18 protein-coding genes and 1 tRNA gene are annotated in these 19,098 nt (G+C 35.8%); 8 read left to right on the forward strand and 11 right to left on the reverse strand.

Annotated elements, in window-relative coordinates; translation table 11 throughout:
* Window positions 1-26: 26 nt before the first annotated feature.
* From IRZ80_RS00005 to tpx, 8 genes are all read right to left on the reverse strand, one after another.
* Window positions 27-1,268, reverse strand: coding sequence for a site-specific integrase (locus IRZ80_RS00005; RefSeq protein ID WP_194638958.1), 1,242 nt, complete (start codon window positions 1,266-1,268; stop codon window positions 27-29).
* Window positions 1,269-1,539: 271 nt separating this feature from the next.
* A tRNA-Ser gene (locus IRZ80_RS00010) sits at window positions 1,540-1,627 on the reverse strand.
* A 158-nt stretch (window positions 1,628-1,785) separates the two neighbouring features.
* Window positions 1,786-2,919 (reverse strand): 3,4-dihydroxy-2-butanone-4-phosphate synthase, encoded by a 1,134-nt coding sequence (gene ribB, locus IRZ80_RS00015; protein WP_194638959.1) that lies wholly within the window; start codon window positions 2,917-2,919, stop codon window positions 1,786-1,788.
* The gene (locus tag IRZ80_RS00020; protein ID WP_194638960.1) at window positions 2,920-4,371 is read right to left on the reverse strand and encodes an LptF/LptG family permease; all 1,452 of its coding nucleotides are present in this window, start codon (window positions 4,369-4,371) and stop codon (window positions 2,920-2,922) included.
* A gap of 8 nt (window positions 4,372-4,379) precedes the next feature.
* On the reverse strand, window positions 4,380-5,021 hold the full coding sequence (locus IRZ80_RS00025) for a LolA family protein (protein ID WP_194639628.1): 642 nt from the start codon (window positions 5,019-5,021) through the stop codon (window positions 4,380-4,382).
* Window positions 5,022-5,424: 403 nt separating this feature from the next.
* Window positions 5,425-7,884, reverse strand: coding sequence for a DNA translocase FtsK (locus tag IRZ80_RS00030; protein WP_194638961.1), 2,460 nt, complete (start codon window positions 7,882-7,884; stop codon window positions 5,425-5,427).
* 18 nt (window positions 7,885-7,902) lie between these two features.
* Window positions 7,903-8,277 (reverse strand): diacylglycerol kinase family protein, encoded by a 375-nt coding sequence (locus IRZ80_RS00035; RefSeq protein WP_194638962.1) that lies wholly within the window; start codon window positions 8,275-8,277, stop codon window positions 7,903-7,905.
* Between the two features lie 8 nt (window positions 8,278-8,285).
* On the reverse strand, window positions 8,286-8,783 hold the full coding sequence (gene tpx / locus IRZ80_RS00040; protein ID WP_194638963.1) for a thiol peroxidase: 498 nt from the start codon (window positions 8,781-8,783) through the stop codon (window positions 8,286-8,288).
* Window positions 8,784-9,059: 276 nt separating this feature from the next.
* Between tpx and IRZ80_RS00045 the strand changes: the two genes are divergently transcribed.
* Window positions 9,060-9,824 carry a hypothetical protein gene (locus IRZ80_RS00045; RefSeq protein WP_194638964.1) on the forward strand — a complete coding sequence of 255 codons (765 nt, stop codon included), beginning with the start codon at window positions 9,060-9,062 and terminating at the stop codon, window positions 9,822-9,824.
* Here the strand turns inward: IRZ80_RS00045 and IRZ80_RS00050 are convergent.
* Window positions 9,817-10,782 (reverse strand): DNA cytosine methyltransferase, encoded by a 966-nt coding sequence (locus tag IRZ80_RS00050; RefSeq protein ID WP_194638965.1) that lies wholly within the window; start codon window positions 10,780-10,782, stop codon window positions 9,817-9,819. The two genes, IRZ80_RS00045 and IRZ80_RS00050, sit on opposite strands and share 8 nt — an antisense overlap.
* 433 nt (window positions 10,783-11,215) lie before the next feature.
* Here IRZ80_RS00050 and IRZ80_RS00055 point away from each other — a divergent pair, with 433 nt between their 5' ends.
* Window positions 11,216-11,905: a mutarotase gene (locus IRZ80_RS00055; protein WP_194638967.1), complete on the forward strand. Its 690-nt coding sequence runs from the start codon at window positions 11,216-11,218 to the stop codon at window positions 11,903-11,905.
* A gap of 372 nt (window positions 11,906-12,277) precedes the next feature.
* Window positions 12,278-12,649, forward strand: a complete 372-nt coding sequence (locus tag IRZ80_RS00060; protein ID WP_194638969.1) for a nuclear transport factor 2 family protein — start codon at window positions 12,278-12,280, stop codon at window positions 12,647-12,649.
* 26 nt (window positions 12,650-12,675) lie between these two features.
* Here the strand turns inward: IRZ80_RS00060 and IRZ80_RS00065 are convergent, their stop codons facing one another.
* Window positions 12,676-13,263 (reverse strand): DUF6642 family protein, encoded by a 588-nt coding sequence (locus tag IRZ80_RS00065; RefSeq protein WP_317174697.1) that lies wholly within the window; start codon window positions 13,261-13,263, stop codon window positions 12,676-12,678.
* A gap of 178 nt (window positions 13,264-13,441) precedes the next feature.
* On the opposite strand from IRZ80_RS00065, the gene IRZ80_RS00070 reads away from it, so the two are divergent.
* Together IRZ80_RS00070 and IRZ80_RS00075 are read left to right on the forward strand one after the other, a co-directional pair.
* Window positions 13,442-13,876 (forward strand): acyl-CoA thioesterase, encoded by a 435-nt coding sequence (locus tag IRZ80_RS00070; protein WP_194638970.1) that lies wholly within the window; start codon window positions 13,442-13,444, stop codon window positions 13,874-13,876.
* A gap of 234 nt (window positions 13,877-14,110) precedes the next feature.
* Window positions 14,111-14,500, forward strand: a complete 390-nt coding sequence (locus IRZ80_RS00075; protein ID WP_194638972.1) for a DUF1398 domain-containing protein — start codon at window positions 14,111-14,113, stop codon at window positions 14,498-14,500.
* 106 nt (window positions 14,501-14,606) lie between these two features.
* Here IRZ80_RS00075 and katG read toward each other — a convergent pair whose 3' ends face one another.
* Window positions 14,607-16,847 (reverse strand): catalase/peroxidase HPI, encoded by a 2,241-nt coding sequence (gene katG, locus IRZ80_RS00080; protein WP_194638981.1) that lies wholly within the window; start codon window positions 16,845-16,847, stop codon window positions 14,607-14,609.
* A 190-nt stretch (window positions 16,848-17,037) separates the two neighbouring features.
* Between katG and IRZ80_RS00085 the strand changes: the two genes are divergently transcribed.
* The 3 genes from IRZ80_RS00085 to IRZ80_RS00095 all read left to right on the forward strand — a co-directional run bounded on the left by IRZ80_RS00085 (window position 17,038) and on the right by IRZ80_RS00095 (window position 19,060).
* Entirely contained in the window at window positions 17,038-17,418 is a 381-nt protein-coding gene (locus IRZ80_RS00085; protein WP_194638984.1) for an iron chaperone, read from the forward strand.
* 188 nt (window positions 17,419-17,606) lie between these two features.
* Complete coding sequence (locus tag IRZ80_RS00090) at window positions 17,607-17,969, forward strand: glyoxalase (protein WP_194638985.1); 363 nt, start codon at window positions 17,607-17,609, stop codon at window positions 17,967-17,969.
* 44 nt (window positions 17,970-18,013) lie between these two features.
* The gene (locus IRZ80_RS00095; RefSeq protein WP_194638987.1) at window positions 18,014-19,060 is read left to right on the forward strand and encodes an MBL fold metallo-hydrolase; all 1,047 of its coding nucleotides are present in this window, start codon (window positions 18,014-18,016) and stop codon (window positions 19,058-19,060) included.
* Window positions 19,061-19,098: the final 38 nt, after the last annotated feature.

Below are 19,098 nucleotides of genomic sequence, written 5' to 3' on the forward strand. Positions count from 1 at the left end.
TAAATTTAATATAAATAATTTAATAATTAACTGCTTTTTGCAGACATTTCTAATGGATTTTGAAGTTTCATTTTTAATAATTTCATATCATCACTTACTTTTCTATCCAATACTTTTGCGTAATGCTGTGTTGTTCTCAAGTTTTTGTGTCCTAACATTTTGCTCACGCTTTCAATTGGAACTCCATTAGTCAATGTTACGGTTGTTGCAAAAGTATGTCGCGCAATATGGAAAGTCAACTCTTTATCAATTTTACAGATACCAGCAATTTCTTTTAAATATGCATTAATTTTTTGATTTGACAGGATAGGTAGTAATTTTTCATTAGAAATACATTGTGAATGGTTTTCATACTTATCAATTATCATTTGCGTAACAGGTAAAATTGGAATCTTTGAAGCACTTTCTGTTTTCTGACGATGGGTAAAAATCCATTTCTCTCCATCAATTCCAAGACTTATATGAGACTTTGTCAAATTTTTGACATCAATATATGCCAAGCCAGTAAAACAGCTAAAAAGGAAAATATCACGCACAAGTGAAAGTCTATCATTTTCTAAATCTTTTTCAATAATATCTTGGACTTCTTTCTCTGTTAAATAAACCCGTTCAACTTCTTTTACTTTTGCCTTATAGTTTGCAAATGGGTTTTTCTCTAACCAATCATTTGCTAAACAAATCTTAACTATTTTACTGAAATTCTTAATATACTTTACAGCTGTATTATTTGAACAATTTCTAACACTTCTTAAATAAAATTCATAGTCAGTAATAAATGCGTGATTAATTTTTGAAATATCAATATCCGAAACATTGAATTTCCATTCCAAAAATTCAATAGTATGTTTTAAAGATGTGGTATATCTCTCTAATGTTCCGTGAGCATATTCTTTACCGACTAACTCTTTAATTTTATTGTTGTGGTCTTGAAATATAGGAACAAGCATTCTTATTCTTTCATCAACTCCGAGTATTTTGTTCTTTAAACTTTCTGCTGTTACAGGTATTTTTTTATGAATTAATTCCATTTCAGCATCAACAATTTGAATTTTAAGCATATTGAGATGACTATTTATTGAACGGGCTTCCTCTGAGTTGCCCTTCATTTTACCTGCCTCTGTTGACCATTTAGATATTTCTACAAAACGATTAGTGCTTAATTCAATTCGTTTGCCGTTGATTGTAATTCTGCTGTAAATAGGCACAAGTCCGTTAGTGCTGGCTTTAGCTTTCTTCGCATAAAAGAGAATAGATACTTTTGTTTTCATCGTGGTAACCTTTTTTAGTTGTTATTAATTTAACTTCAATCGGACTAATCCACAAGATGTACAATGATTGAACTGGTTGTTCAATTGCTGTGAACCCTTGCAGATTCTAGTCTAAGAGAAAAATCGGTTACCCAAGATTTGGATTTTTTTAGGGTAACCGATTTTATCCCTTTAGGTTCACGTATGAATGAATAATTTGACTATTGATAAAAGGAAAAAACCCTTAAAATCATACGATTTTAAGGGTTTTAATTCAATTTGTATTCTCTACTGGCGGAGAAAGAGGGATTCGAACCCCCGGACCTGTTACAGTCAACAGTTTTCAAGACTGCCGCATTCGACCGCTCTGCCATTTCTCCAGTATGTTGCCATCAATTCCTGATTGCGAGTGCAAATATAAGGAGTTTTTCTAGATGACAAAACATTTTTATGTAAAAAAACTACTGTTTTTTTTACACCTTTTTTAAGTACTTTATTTTATGACAGTTAATTGGTTTGTTCTTTTTTTTAAAGACTACTAATACTTTACATATTCAGTAATTTCTAAGCCATATCCAATCATTCCTACTCTTTTACTTTGTTCAGTATTCGACACCAAACGGATTTTAGAAATATCAATATCATGCAGTATCTGAGCTCCAATACCATAATCTTTCGTATCAATAACAACTTTCGGAGCTTTCATAGTACCGTCAGCCTGAAGTGCTTTCAATTCAGTAATGCGGTTCAGTAAATTTACAGCCGACATATCCTGATTGATAAATACTACAGCGCCTTTACCATTGTCATTAATAATTTTAAACATATCATCCAGCTGCTGATCAACATTATTGGTCAGTGTCCCTAATAAGTCGTTATTAACCTGCGATGAATGTATTCTGGTCAATATAGCCTCGCCAAGATTCCATGTCCCTTTAGTCAATGCAATATGAATCTGCTTGTTTGTAATCTGCTCGTAGGCTCTCAGGCGGAAAGTTCCAAAACGGGTATTGATATCAAAATCTTCTTTTTTAATAATCAGGCTGTCGTGCTGCATTCTATAAGCAACTAATGCTTCTATAGAAACTAATTTTAGATTGAACTTTTTCGCCACTTCAGCTAATTGAGGCAGACGGGCCATAGAACCGTCTTCATTCATTATTTCTACAATCACTCCGGCCGGCTTAAATCCTGCCAATCGTGCAAAATCAATTGCTGCTTCTGTATGGCCTGTTCTTCTCAAAACGCCGCCCTGTTTAGCAATCAATGGAAAAATATGCCCTGGACGTGCCAGATCATGCAGCTTAGTAGCAGGATCAACTAATGAAAGTACCGTTTTGGCCCTATCGGCAGCTGATATACCGGTTGTCACTCCTTTACCTCTCAAATCTACCGAAACGGTAAAAGCAGTTTCCATAGGATCGGTATTATTACTTACCATAACATTAAGCCCTAATTCCTTGCAACGGCTTTCTGTTAATGGAGCACATATCAAACCACGGCCGTGTGTAGCCATAAAGTTGATCATTTCAGGAGTTACTTTATCAGCAGCGGCTAGAAAATCACCCTCATTTTCGCGGTCTTCATCATCAACAACAATAATTACTTTACCCTGACGGATGTCTTCGATGGCTTCTTCTATAGTGTTGAGCTGTATTTTTGTAGCAGACATTTATTCTTTATTTTGAGATGGAATTATTTTTTGAAAAACTTTTTGAAAAACTTTTTGAATTGGCGTAAATATGACATCTAAATTGATTAAGCCAATATCATTTGTTGCTCGATAGGTCAGTAAAACGGCCAATGGTGTCAGGATCATAGAAGACATCCAAGAACCAAAGAAAGGAGCTAAGCCGTCTTCCTGCGAAATTCTTTTACCAAAAGTATTGATAAAGTGAAAAGATATGAAAATTAATACCGCAAATACGATTGGTAAACCAACACCGCCTTTTCTGATAATGGCACCCAGCGGAGCTCCTATAAAAAACATTAGGAAACAGGCGTATACAATCACAAACTTGTCGTATAATGACAAAATATGACTGTTTATTTTTTTCTTTTTAAGATCAAGTTCAGTTTTAGCAGCATCAATATTATACATCATGCTCTGAACATTACTATTGGCTGATGCTAAAATCTCTCCTTTTTTCTTATTGTCAAAAAGAGATAACAGATTTTTCTCCAAAGGCTTCTTTTTAGTCACCACCGGAGCATTATTACTGTTTAACGAAGCTACCCTAGTATTACTGTTTTCTGCAAAATTAATAATCTCTGCATCTCTGTTTTTATTCAAAGAATCCAAAGTATACTTCAGATCACTAACATTAAGCATATTGTTTGTATTGGACACCGACTCATCTTTGGTATCCACCTTATTCAGTTTGGATAAATCTATATTAATACGGTATTTTTTAAACGAGCTTTTAGCAAAAGGCAGTTTATCTCTGTCCTCAAATTTTTTAGGCACTATATCCTGATAATAGTTCCCGTTGTTCAAAACCAGCTGGAGAAGATTGGTTTTTTCATTACTTACTAATTCACCGTCAGTGGCACGGATTACCGTTTTACTGCCGTCTCCATTTTGAGATTTTTCATGAATAGTAATCCCCGTCAGATGATTGCCGTTCTGTCCTGATTTTTTATTTACCTTAATATTGTATTTTCCAATATTGCTAAACTGTCCTTCGGTAATAGCCAGCGCCGGTTTCGCCTGTGCAATATTCTTTCGGAAATTGATAAACTTAAATTCGGCATACGGAATCACATTATTTGCAAATAAAAAAGCGATAAAACTCAATATGGCAATAGCAATTACCAAGCTCCTCATTGCTCTCTGCAGTGAAATTCCGGAAGATTTCATTGCCGCAAACTCATAATGCTCCGACAAACTCCCGAAAGACATTATCGAAGCCAATAATATTGAAAGAGGTAGTACCAAAGGTACAATCCGAGGCATCGAAAAAGCTAAAAACTTAATAACCATTATTAAATCTAAATCTTTACCCGCCAATTCCGCTATAAAAAGCCAGACCGTCTGCAGTATGAACACAAAAAAAAGGATAACAAATACCGTAGCAAATGTACCGAGAAATGTTTTTAATAAGTATCTGTCTAAAATCTTCACCTAAATAATCAGTCTAATTTATTGATGTAATAATTGGGATATTTACTTGCGGCAAAGGTAAATTGATTTTTTGGCAATGCTTGATTTGTTTTAAAAGAATTCACAGTCAACGTTGTTTTTGTACCTTTTCTGTCAATTTCGATTATGTTGTAGACATTATTTGTTTTAGAGTCCACTCCTACCAAGATTTCTTTCCTTTGGTCTTTAGCGTTAGTCGGAACCAATTTGATGTACTGAATTTTTTTACCGCCGGCATTCTGAACAATATCCATCGAAAATTTATAGCCTTTATTAAAAAATGTCAGCATTTTTGAAGGGGTAACAGCTGATTCATCTTTGTCATTAAGACCCGAAACCGTAATTTCCTCATCTTCAGGAACAATTGTATAAATCTTTTTACCATCAAAAAGTTTGGTAATTCCCATAAAATTCAGAACATATTGATTTCCCTTCATTACCACCGTTCCCTTACTGTCCTGATTGATATTCTCTTTGGCATTATTCAGGGAATATTTAAAATCAATCGTAATATTGTCATAACTTTTTACTTTGGCAGTAACTTTATCCAGCAAAGCTTTTGCTTTAGCATCCTGAGCCTGAGCTGAAAATCCCATCAAAAAAAACGTCAAAAGTCCCAAAATTGTTTTCATTCCTATTTTATTCTGTAGTGTCATTGTTATGTATTTTGTTGTGCTTAGTATTTTCTAATTATTTAATTCGTCAGTCCGCTATTGCTCCTGCAAGCATGCTGGTTACTTCTCCCAATGTCATTAAGTTTTAAGCTTTATTCACTCTCGCAAAGGCGCTAAGACGCAAAGAAATCAGATCATTACTTTGCGTCTTAGTGCCTTTGCGAGAATTATGCTTAGAAACTCCATCAAGAAATCTTAACTTAATAACTTTGACTTCTCTATCCCTCACGCAGATCCAAGTAACGAGAAATTTGATGCAAAAATAAAAAGCAATAAAGTTAAAAGCATTAAAAAAAAGATAAATTTCTACTATCAGATCTATTTCAAAGTCCAAACTTCAAAAACCCAAGAATCTAAAAATCTAATTCTCATTATTAAAAAACTGATCCAGACTAGCCATATCCTGTATGTTCACGCTTCTGGCTTTACTGCCTTCAAAAGGACCTACAATACCTGCAGCTTCCAATTGATCAATTAACCTGCCGGCCCTATTGTAACCTAATTTCAGTTTTCGCTGTAATAATGAAGCCGATCCCTGCTGTGCATTTACAATCACTTCAGCTGCTTCTCTAAACAGAGTATCTCTTTCTGATATATCCATTTCCAGATTAACACCGCCGTCTTCTCCAACAAATTCAGGAAGTAAATAAGCGGTTGCATACGCTTTTTGAGAACCAACAAAATCTACTATTTTTTCAACTTCCGGAGTATCAACAAAGGCACACTGCACCCTTACTACATCATTCCCGTTTGAATACAATAAATCTCCGCGTCCTATTAACTGATCGGCTCCCTGTGTGTCGAGAATAGTCCGTGAATCAATTTTAGAGGAAACCCTAAACGCAATTCTAGCCGGAAAGTTGGCTTTTATCAGACCTGTAATTACATTCACAGATGGTCTTTGTGTAGCAATAATTAAATGAATACCAATTGCTCTGGCTAACTGCGCCAATCTCGCAATAGGCATTTCGACTTCTTTTCCTGCGGTCATAATCAAATCGGCAAACTCATCGACTACCAAAACGATATAAGGCAGAAAGCGATGTCCGTTTTCAGGATTTAATTTTCGGGACTTGAATTTTTCATTGTATTCTTTTATGTTTCGAACCATCGCATCTTTCAGCAGATTGTAACGGTTATCCATTTCCACACAAAGCGAATTCAAAGTATTGACCACTTTTGCATTATCAGTGATAATTGCATCATCAGTATCCGGAAGTTTGGCCAGATAATGTCTTTCGATTTTATTAAAAAGTGTCAGCTCGACTTTCTTAGGGTCAACCATAACAAATTTAATCTCGGCAGGATGTTTTTTATAAAGCAGCGAAGTAATTACTGCATTCAGTCCAACCGATTTTCCCTGTCCTGTAGCACCCGCCATCAATAAGTGAGGCATTTTCGCCAGATCAACTACAAAAGTTTCATTCGAAATGGTTTTACCCAAAGCAATAGGCAGTTCCATTTCTGCTTCCTGAAATTTGGCAGAGCCAATCACACTTTTCATAGAAACCATTGTCGGATTCTTGTTTGGAACCTCAATACCAATAGTCCCTTTTCCAGGAATCGGAGCGATAATACGGATTCCCAATGCCGAAAGTGACAGGGCAATATCGTCTTCCAGACTCTTGATTTTTGAAATACGGATACCGGCTTCAGGAACAATTTCATATAAAGTCACCGATGGACCAACGGTTGCTTTGATTTGCGCAATTTCGATTTTGTAATTGCGGAGCGTTTCTACAATTCTATTTTTATTTTCCTCTAATTCCTCCTGATTGATAGTAATACCGCCCGATGAATACTCTTTTAATAAATCAATAGTCGGGTATTTGTAATTGGACAGATCCAAAGTAGGATCAAACAGCCCAAAATCTGAAACGAGGCGAGATGCCAGATTATCTTCGATAATATCTTCTTCAACCGCTTTTTCTATTACAAAAGCTTCATCTTTTACAGGTTCTTCTTTTGGAGGCAGAATATCCATTGGAAGCGGTTTGAGCGTCGGCTCCAGATTAATTTCAGAAGCACTTGAAATTGTAGGCTTCAAAGCCTCTTTATTAATTTCAAATTGGGAATTAACTGTTTTTAAATGAATGTTATCCAGCAGTTCCTCATCTTCTTCCTCGACAGGTTCTTCTACTGCAAATTCCTCCAGATTATAACTAGGCTCATTGGCTGTAACTGCCATGGCACTTTCAGCCCTGTCTTCGCTGATTTCTTTCTTAGTACTTTCAAAAAACGACTGCACCTTTTCAGGAGACACCTGTATTTTAAAAATCAAATAAATAATCAAACCGAAAATAAGAGCTAATAATGTCCCCGTTTTTCCAATATAATCCTGAATAAACAAATTCAGTTCATATCCGATAGTTCCGCCCAATACAGGCACTGAGGTTGCAAAAAATCCAAATAAAACAGATATAATTATTATGGCAAATAAATCCCAAAACCAGGTTCCCTTCAGTTTTTTGACAGAAAGTCCCAAAACCAAATACATTCCGGTAAGGAAAAATAAGCGTACAAACAGAAAAGAAGCAATACCAAAACCGCGGTAAATAATTAAATCCGCAAGATAGGCTCCGAATTTTCCGAGCCAGTTCTGAACTTCTTCTTTACGGTCTGTCAATTCAGAAACAGCACTTTGATCTATCTGCCCATAAATGAAAAAGGAAACAAACGCAGCCAATAATGCTACTGAAAATAAAACCAGAAGAGCCCCAAAAACAATACGATGCTGTTTGGTTAATTTCCATGACTTTATTCCCTTAGATTCTGATTCACTCTTTTTATCTAAAGTTTCTTTTTTTGTAGATTTTGCCATTCTTGAATTTAATTGAGCCTATAAAAATTTTGGGATATAAATAATAAGACCAACTGCAATTGCTGTTAATGCTGCAAAAAATACGGCTCCAGCTGCAATATCTTTAATAAAACCAATTCTTTCATGATAATTAGGATGAATAAAATCGGCAATTTTTTCAACTGCGGTATTCAATCCTTCTATACTCATTACTAAACCGACAGCCATAGTCTGAAAAAGCCACTCAGTTGTAGAAATATGATAATAAAAACCTGCAATGGTCATAAGGATTCCAATAGAAAACTGAACCATGATGCTGTGCTCGGTAGTTATTAATTTTACGGCACCAAGAAAAGCGTATTTCACGCTTTTCAATCGGCCCGTAAGTAAGGTATTGTCTTTTTGAAATTCCATATAAACTTTTAAAGTACTGCTAAAGCAGCTTCATAATTAGGTTCGTTTGCAATTTCGGCAACTTGCTCTGTGTGTGTTACCACTCCGTTTTCATCAGTAACGATGATTACACGGGAATGTAAACCAGCTAATGGTCCGTCAACAATATCTAAACCATTGTTTTTACCAAAAGTGCCTTCCTGAAAATCAGATAAGTTTACAACATTTTCAAGACCTTCTGCACCGCAAAAACGTTTTTGTGCAAATGGAAGATCTCTTGAAATACACAAAACAGCAGTATTTGCTAAACTGCCGGCACTTTCATTAAATTTTCTAACAGATGTCGCACAAGTTCCAGTATCAATACTTGGAAAAATATTCAAAACTAATTTCTTCCCTGCAAAAGAGCTTAAATCAGCTATTGACAAATCGTTTTTAACCAATTTAAAATCAGCCAGTTTTGAACCAACTTTTGGTAATTCACCTGAAGTGTGTATTGGATTTCCTCCTAATGTTATAGTCGCCATATAATTTATTTTTTTTATGAGGTTCAAAAGTAAGGATTAATATTTGAATCTAAAAGTATTTGTTATTTGAGGAATCGTGTTATCAGCGTTTAAAACGTACAGCCAGCGCTTTTAAATGTAAGCAGAAGTTTACTCATTTGTCATTGAATATTTTAAATAAGAAAGAAATTAAACATAATTGTCACCAGTTTTATAATAAAAACCTATTTAAATCAGAAAATTAGATTTACATTTATAAATAGTAAAAACCTAACACTAAGAATAATAAGCAAACAGATGATGAAATTAGACAGCCCAGCGGGTTCAAACAATTATAATATCAATAATAAAAGAGCATTTGCAGGAATACTAATTTCAAAAGAAACCATAGAAAAAGTTACTGTCTTTGCCTATGAAATGTGTTTTGGAACAGGACATCATCGGGACTGCAGAACCGGCGGGCAGTATGACCGAAAAGGAGGCGAAAAATTCTGCAATACATTCCAAGGAAAATTAGCCGAAGCTGTTCTTTATAATTATTTAAAATCGGAAGGTCTGGAACTAAAAGAGCCCGATTTTGGCATTTACCCAAAAGGCATTTGGGATGATTCGGATTTAGAGATTCAGGGCAAAAAAATCAATGTAAAATCGGCTGCTTCTCAGTCTAATTTACTGCTGCTGGAAACAAAGGACTGGAATCATCAGGCGCAGTATATCCCAAACATTCTGCTCAATAATGGTACTTCAGTTTCATATGATTATTTTGTTTTAGTCAGAATTCAGCCTGACATCAAAAAACTTTTTAAAACGGAACGATTGTTTTTAAACAATGAAATAGACCGAAAAACTATTGACAATATACTTTCTGCAAACACCTGGTATTTTGATATTGCAGGTTACAGCACCAATTCCGATATAATTGCAGCAATAAAAAATGAGCATGTTTTACCTCAAAACGCAATACTGAACCAATACACCAAAATGGATGCGGGCAATTATTACATACAAAGCGGTGACATGAAACCCATTAAAAATTTCGTTCAGGAATTGAAAACTATTTAGTCCCTTTTAAAACCTTCAGTATATTTTTTGAAACTGCCTGAATAACGGGCACGCTTACAGAATTTCCTGCTTGTTTATAAACACTTGAATTGGCAATTTTTTCCGGTATTTTGAACGTATCCGGAAAACCTTGAAAGCGAAGACATTCTCGTGGAGTTAGTTTTCTGAAACCGAATTCTGTTTTAATAAGCGGTACGTTATGCCCTCCGGTTCCCATATTTGCTGTCAAAGTCGGACAGACATTCGATTTGTTTTCCCTCACATACTGGCGTCTGAACTGATAAACAGTATCTTCAGACTTCATGGTATCTTTGAGCATATTAAACATATATTTATCTGCTCCATAATAGAAATTGTCGTCAACTTTTTCTTTACTGATAACATCTTTTATGGTCTTTGTAAGTTCCTCTTTCTCTGGAAATGCAAAAGTATTTTCGGCATCAGGATATTCATCTTTATCAAATGCAACCATAAATATCCGCTCTCTGTTATGAGGAATATTTCCATAATCTTTGGTATTCAAAACCTTGGCCTGAAAGGAATAATTTCTGTCTCTTAAGGACTGCTCGATGACTTTCATAGTTTTGCCGTGATCATGAGTATAAAGGTTTTTGACATTTTCCAAAAACACCACTTTAGGCCTCATGGTATCCACAAAATCCAGTATTCGGAAAAAGTGGTTACCTCTATTGTCATCAAATCCTTTTCTATAGCCGGCTACCGAAAATGGCTGACAGGGAAAACCAGCGGTGAGTATATCTATTTTTGGAATAGCATCAATATCTAACTGCAGAACATCGCCTTCAATGAGCTGGTGCGGAAAATTATTTCTGTAAGTGATACAGGCGTTTTTATCAAATTCATTGGCCCATTTTATATCAAATCCTGATTTTTTAAAACCAAGACATATTCCGCCAATACCAGCATATAAACTGCCAACAGTAAATTTATCACTCATTACATTCAATTTTGTCGCTAATTTTTGTCTGCAAAATTACATTTTCGGAAACAAATATACATCTTGAAAGGCGTATTTAAAAAAATAAAAACAAATACTGTCCTAATTGAACAAAACGAAATATTACAGATGAAACCAGCGAAATCAATGCGGAGAACATTAAAAATTAAAAATGCACTGATTCCTGACAGCTTATTTTTTAGGAGCTTTATCCAGCTGTACGCTTGTATCTTTTTATCCCGAAAAAAATCGGGATAAAAAGGATACCGCTTCCATCTGGGCTCATTGATTTCAAAAATAAACAGCAGCATAAAATTGAGAAGTCTTTTGGTCATCTGCAAAAAAACGTCCTATATTTGAAAATATAATCTCAGCTTTTTCATTGACTGCTACGGTCAACATATTTTTGACCCATTTTTCCGTTAAACTCAATATGCATATCAAGAACTTACATAAACTCTACGATGATTTATATAATCAGTCCAGCCAAAAAATTTTAAATGATGATTATGCCGTCGATTTAAATATTGATAATCCTGCAGACAAGAGATTCGGAATAACTTTGGTCATCAGACCAGAAATTGAAACCAAAAATAAGATTCAGGATTTCCTGAACGAATTAAAGAAAACCGAACCAGAACAATATTACTATTCAAACCCAGATTTACATATAACCGCGCTGTCAATTATCTCTTGTTACGAGGAATTTAATTTAGCCGCTATCAATGTTAATGATTATTCTGAAATCATAACAAAAAGTTTAGAATCATTAAGTGAATTTGAAATTGAATTCAAAGGAATAACCGCTTCCGACGCTGCCATTATGATTCAGGGGTATCCAAAAACAGAAACCTTAAATCAAATTAGAGAAAATCTTAGAAACAATTTTGGAAAATCGAGCTTACAAAAAAGCATCGACAGCAGGTATCCACTGACAACAGCACATATAACCGCACTGAGATTCAGACAAAAATTAAACGATACAAGCCAATTTATAAACTGCATAGAAAAATACAGAAATCATGATTTTGGAACTTCAAAAATCAGTACATTAGAGTTAGTCTACAATGACTGGTACCAAAGAGAGAAAATCGTTCAGAAACTGGCTGAATTCAAAATTTAATATTCTTCAACATATAAGTCATATAAGTTTTTAAAAGTTAATATAAGGTAAACTTGTTCTTTTGTCACAGCATTCGCATTTAAAAAAAGCTAAACACGAATTTCACTAATTAACACTAATTCTTATCAAAATTGAAACCAAATTTTACAAGTTTTTACAATTTCGAATATTTTGTGTAATTCAATAGTAATCTTAATTCGTGCAAATTAGTGTAATTCGTGTCAGAAACTTTTAAAAGCGAATGCCGTGCTCTTTTGTTAGTTTTAAATGATTTAACTTAAATGACCTATTGATTTTACTCAATTTTATTCAAATTAAAAACTTATATGTTTAATAACAATAACACATTTTACAAAACAAACAAAAACAGCAATGACTGACAAAATAAAACAAGCCATCACCGATTTTGTAAAAGGAGGCGATAACAGCGACACAAAACTGTTAAACAAAGTCCTGCATAAAGATTTTCGTGTAACCAGTAATCATTTTATGGGAACTCCAGGCGTGACTATAATAGAAAGAGAAAAATATCTGGCAAATGTCAGAGACGGAGTTTTTGGCGGACTGCCTAGAATAATGACAATTGAAAACATTGATGTGAGCGAAACAATTGCTTCGGTTAAACTTCGTTTAGAAAGTGCAGAAAATCATTTTATTTCATACAATACCTTAGTGCTGGATACTGATAATGAATGGAAAATAATAAATAATTTAGCAGTTGTATCGCAAAAAGCAAGACTGTAAAACTGCCCATTTTAATTTCGTACCATTTAATAATACAATCTAAAATCAAGTAATTTACACATCGCATAATGCTTTTGATGCAATTCTTCTACTATTTCAACAACATCATCCAGTTCCTGGCATAAACTAAAGAATGCCTTGTCTAATAAATTACTGTTCATACTTTTATCAGCCACACCATAACCCGAAACAGCGAGCGCGCCAGTAATATCCAGAAAATATTGTGCTTCTTCCTCTTTTAGGTCAAGTACTTTAGTATTGGCAAAATGCAGAATTTTACCTTTCATTTTACCTTCAAAAATTTCGGCAATTTCTTCAAAACTGTAGTAATAATTATTGAGGCAGATCGTATTTCTTCTGCCTTCCATGACCAAATAAATAATTACATAATCCTTGAAATTGTGATCATCATAAAGCAGCGTACCTAAGCTTTCTTCCAGTCCTTCAATAGTATCACAAGTCTTATAGATACTTGCAATACCCTGTTCGAGCGCCAGCTGTTCAAGATTTTTGACTGCGTCAGTAATAGTCATTACCTCAACATCTGGTACACCTTCAAGGCAAAAAATAAATTGGTCATAATCCTCAGAGTTATGTTTGAGCTGCAGATTCAAAATTGGTTCTTTTAATGGTTCTTCAATACAATAATGAAGGTACTAATTATAAATACAAATTACCAAAATTTAAAACTAAACCCGCCTATTTTTATTAATAATTTTGGGAAAAAGTTATACCTGCACATTAAAAATCCTTACTATCTTAGCCCATAAAAAAACATAAATTTACTTATACATGGCTACATTTAGCAAACAGCTTTCCTTTCGCTGGTCTGATTTAGATCCCAATTTTCACCTGCGCCACAGTGCTTATTATGATTTTGGGGCACAGCATCGTGTTGAAATCCTGAATCAGTTGGGACTGACATTAAAAGTGATGCAAAAGGAACACATTGGACCAATCTTATTCAGAGAAGAGTGTGTGTTCCGAAAAGAAATCAATATTTCGGATGAGATCATTATGCAGACCAAAATGGCAAAATTGAAAGCCGATGCTTCGCGCTGGTCTATTGTGCACGAATTGTATAGAGAGGATGTTTTGTGCGCAGTCATTACGGTAGAAGGCGCCTGGATGGACACAAAACTCAGAAAACTGGCCAGTCCGACGCCGCAGATTGTTGTCGAAGCTATGGGCGTTTTTCCTAAAACTGCTGATTTTGTAAATTTATAAGGTAAATTCTTGTATTTTTGGTTTTAGGATAATTGCAAAAAGCTGTTTTTTAGCCCCTATAAAAGTAGAAATCCTTATAAGCCGGGGTTTGACTTATAAGATTACTTCGTCAGTTCGCTATCGCTTGTGTGTAACGGATAGCGGGACGATGTTTCTAAAAATAACAAATCCTTCTGCTCCAAAAAAACAACAATCAAATTTTGAGTTTATGATTAATTTTAAAACCAACGAAATATGTTTACAATTGAACAAATAAAAGAAGCTCATTCTAAAGTAAAAAGCGGTGCTGATTTCCCAAATTACATACAGGATTTAATTATTTTGGGGGTAAAAGGATATGATACTTTTGTAAATGACGGACACGTGCAATATTTTGGCGTTAATAATTACAACGTTACTTCGGATGAAAAATATGATGAAATAGAAGTTGCTTCCTCAGCCAATAAAGAACGTTTCATCGAATTTTTAGCGATGCACCAAGACGGACAGACCGATTATTTAACGTTTTGCAGTCACGCGGGACAATGCGGTATTGCAAAATGGAGAGTGGACATAATCGAAATGACCTGCACTTATTTTGATAAATCAGGCTCTGAAATTATAATTGAAAAAATACCCGTTTAGCTTGCTGGTACACGAATGACGGAACTTAAAAAAATCTCAATGCTTTAAAAAACAAAAAGGTGACCAGTTTTCAGGTCACCTTTTTCAGTATTTATAAATTTAGCCATTAGACTAAGTCGAAGCGGTCCAAATTCATTACTTTGGTCCAGGCGCTCACAAAATCCTGTATAAACTTTTCCTGAGAATCCCCGCTACCATAAACCTCAGCAAGCGCACGAAGCTCAGAATTGGAACCAAATATTAAATCGGCACGCGTTCCTGTCCATTTCAAAGCTCCCGACTTGCGGTCAAAACCTTCGAATACATCTGCTGCATCAGCAGATTTCTTCCAAATATTGCCCAAATCAAGCAGGTTCACGAAGAAATCATTGGTCAATGTTTCCGGACGGGTTGTAAACACTCCATTTTTGGATTGGTCAAAGTTAATATCAAGAACACGAAGACCTCCCAAAAGTACTGTCAATTCAGGCGGGGTTAGTGTCAGCAGCTGTGCTTTGTCAATTAAAAGTTCCTCTGCCAAAAACGTATACTGCGTTTTCAAATAGTTACGGAATCCATCTGCTTCCGGTTCTAAAACCGCAAATGATTCTATGTCTGTCTGATCTTGTGACGCATCAGTTCTTCCATGTGTAAAAGGCACTGTTACACTTTGTCCCGCTTTTTGAATTGCTTTCTCAATTCCGACATTACCTGCCAGAACGATTAAATCGGCTATCGAAACCTGTCTTCCGTCAGATTGGGCAGTGTTGAATTCATTTTTAAGACCTTCAAGTTTTTCCAAAACTTTTGCTAACTGCTCAGGATTGTTTACTTTCCAATCCTTTTGCGGAGCGAGACGAATACGGGCACCATTGGCTCCTCCCCTTTTGTCAGAACCTCGGAACGTTGAAGCCGAAGCCCAGGCTGTGGAAACCAGTTGTGAGACAGACAATCCTAAATCGGCTATTTTCGTTTTTAACAATGTGACGTCATTTTCGTCAATTAATTGGTAGTTACGAGTTGGTATTGGGTCTTGCCAAATAAGTACTTCCGCAGGCACTTCCGGGCCTAGATAACGGGCAATTGGTCCCATATCACGGTGGGTTAATTTAAACCATGCACGGGCAAACGCATCCGCAAACACATCTGGGTTTTCATGAAAACGTCTAGCAATAGGCTCGTAAATAGGATCAAATCTCAAGGCAAGATCGGTCGTAAGCATTGTTGGCGCGTGGCGTAATGCTGGGTTATGCGCATCAGGAACAGAGTCTGCTCCCATTCCGTGTTTAGGCTTCCATTGGTGCGCTCCGGCTGGACTTTTGGATAATTCCCATTCGTAGCCAAATAGATTCCAAAAAAAGTTATTACTCCATTTAGTAGGTGTTGTTGTCCAGGCACCTTCCAGTCCGCTGCTTATCGTATGCTCACCATGTCCCGATCCAAAACTGTTTTTCCATCCAAGCCCCTGCTCTTCAATGATTGCTCCCGCCGGTTCCGGTCCTACATATTCATTTGGGTCTGCCGCACCATGCGTTTTACCAAAAGTATGTCCTCCAGCAATAAGTGCCACGGTTTCCTCATCATTCATTGCCATACGGGCGAAGGTTTCCCGAATATCTTTTGCAGCCGCAACAGGATCAGGATTTCCATTTGGTCCTTCTGGATTTACATAAATTAATCCCATCTGTACTGCTGCCAATGGATTTTCCAGTTCACGCTCACCACTGTAACGTTTATCTCCAAGCCACTCTCCTTCGGAACCCCAGTAAATATCAATATTTGGTTCCCAAACATCGGCACGCCCCCCGCCAAAACCGAAAGTTTTTAAACCCATTGATTCCAGTGCACAATTTCCGGCAAGAATCATCAGGTCTGCCCAAGAAATTTTTTTGCCATACTTCTGTTTAATCGGCCACAACAGCAGGCGCGCTTTATCCAGATTGACATTATCCGGCCAGCTGTTGAGCGGAGCAAAACGCTGTGTTCCTGCTCCGCCTCCGCCACGTCCGTCAGCAATACGGTACGTACCCGCACTGTGCCACGCCATACGGATAAAGAAAGGTCCATAATGACCATAATCAGCCGGCCACCAGTCCTGCGAATCAGTCATTAATGCAAAAAGATCTTTTTTTACAGCAGCCAGATCAAGGCTTTTAAACTCTTCGGCATAATTGAAATCTTCACCCATCGGATTGGAATGCGAAGAGTGCTGACGCAGAACATTTAAATTTAACTGATCAGGCCACCAGTTATGATTTCTTGGTTTTGGAGTGGCATTTTGCTGTGTGCCTGCTCCCGAAAATGGACATTTGCCTTCACCGCTGACCGGATTGACACTTGAGGATTCATGATTTGTATTATTTTCCATAATGTAATGATTTTTAAAAACTTAGACTAATTTACCAAAATTATTTTTATCCTAATTTTTTTTTCTATAGATAAAAATTATAGTTACACTTCAAAATCTTAGTTTAGAATAATTCTGAATTCAGCAGATCTGCTTTTTTATTTGTAACTTCGTTAAGCGTTATATTCATTGATTAAAAATAAAATTAACCATGAAAATTAATTTTAAATCCGTTGACGAATACATTCAGACATTCCCAAAAGACATTCAGGTTCTTCTGGAAAATGTTCGCAACGCCATTACAAAAAATGCGCCGGAAGCCGCTGAAAGCATTTCCTATGGAATGCCTGCCTATAAAATTTATGGAAAGCCCTTGGTCTATTTTGCAGGCTATAAAAACCACATCGGATTTTATGCCACGCCAACGGGACACAAAGAATTTTCTAATGAGCTTTCTAATTACAAACAAGGAAAAGGTTCCGTTCAGTTTCCTGTTGACCATCCCATTCCTTACTGGCTGATTGAACAAATTGTTATTTTTAGGGTGAAAGAGAATGAAGCTCGAAAAGATTCTAAGTTGCTGAAGAGCTAAATTTCTAAGATATTGAGAAAAGACTCTAAGTTACTGAGATGCTAAGTTTCTAAGATTTTTTAAAACTATTTTACTTAACGTCAGTTCTTAATATAATTTTCAAAAAAACTTTTCCCATTTTCTAAAAATCTCCTGGAACTGACAATTACTTAGTATCTTAGCATCTCAGAAACTTAGAAACTAAAAAAATGCACAATGCCAAATCAATCCGACCGTTTATAGGTTCCAAAAACTTTGAAATTTCACGAAGTTTTTATCAGGACTTAGGTTTTAATGAAATTATATTGGCACCTAATTTTTCTTATTTTGAAACCAAGGGAATTGGATTCTATCTGCAGGATGCCTATGTCAAAGACTGGATTGACAATACAATGCTTTTTTTAGAAGTCGATGATGTCAAACAATTTTGGATTAAGCTTTTGGAACTGAATTTAACTGTCAAATATGAAAATGTAAAATTAGTGCCCATTCGAGAAATGCCTTGGGGCAGAGAATGTTTTATTCATGATCCGTCTGGTATTCTTTGGCATATTGGCGAGTTTAATGAATAGAAAATTACCTTTATAAATACTAAAAAAGACAAAATTGAAATGCGATGAGAAAACAATTTGGTGCAAAACCTAAAAAATCTGATATTGAAAAATATGCTGAGTCAAAGTACTGGAATGGAAAAATCTTCGAAAATTTAGAAATTACCAAAATGAATATCAGCATTCAGACGCTGCCCAAATTATTATACAAACAATTTTGTAAAAAAGAAAGCAGAGAACCTCAGAATGCTCTACCCATTGTCCCATTTAATAAAGAACTGTTTCTTGAACCTCATCCGTCAATGCGAAGCATTTGGTATGGACATTCGGCAGTATTGATGCGGTTAGCCGGCAAAACAATTCTTATTGACCCAATGTTTGGTTCCAATGCGGCACCTATTGCTCCTTTTGCTGTTCAAAGATTCAGCCAAAACACATTGGATCTCATAGAGGAATTTCCAGAAATAGATTTAGTACTCCTATCCCATGACCATTACGACCACTTGGATTATGACAGCATTCAAAAACTCAGAAGCAAAACCAAACAGTTTTACGCGGCTCTGGGAGTCAAAAGACATTTAGTTTCCTGGGGAATACCCGAAAATACAATCACTGAATTCGATTGGTGGGATGAAAATTCATTTGATGAAATCCAAATAACTTTTACCCCGACCCGTCATTTTTCAGGAAGAGGACTGACTGATAGAGCAAAATCTCTTTGGGGTGGCTGGGCATTAAAAACGGAAAAAGAAAATATTTGGTTCAGTGGTGACAGCGGTTACGGCAGACATTTCAAAGAAATAGGCACTCGCTTGGGACCATTTGATTTTGCTTTTATGGAATGTGGCCAATACAATGAAAACTGGCACCAGATTCACATGTATCCCGAAGAAAGCATACAAGCCTCCATAGATGCTAATGTAAAAAACATGATGCCGGTGCATTGGGCTGGTTTTGCTTTGGCACAGCATACATGGACTGAACCTGCGGAGCGTTTTGTTCAAGAAGCAGTTTCTAAAAATCTTAATTATTGTTTACCAAAAATAGGTGAATTATTTGATTCTAACCACTCAATAATAGACACTTGGTGGAGAAATCATAATACTCAGTAACTCTATATTTTTTTTCACCTAACCCTTATAAAAACTTA

Source organism: Flavobacterium sp. HJJ (assembly GCF_015351475.1).
Classification (GTDB): Bacteria; Bacteroidota; Bacteroidia; order Flavobacteriales; family Flavobacteriaceae; genus Flavobacterium; species Flavobacterium marginilacus.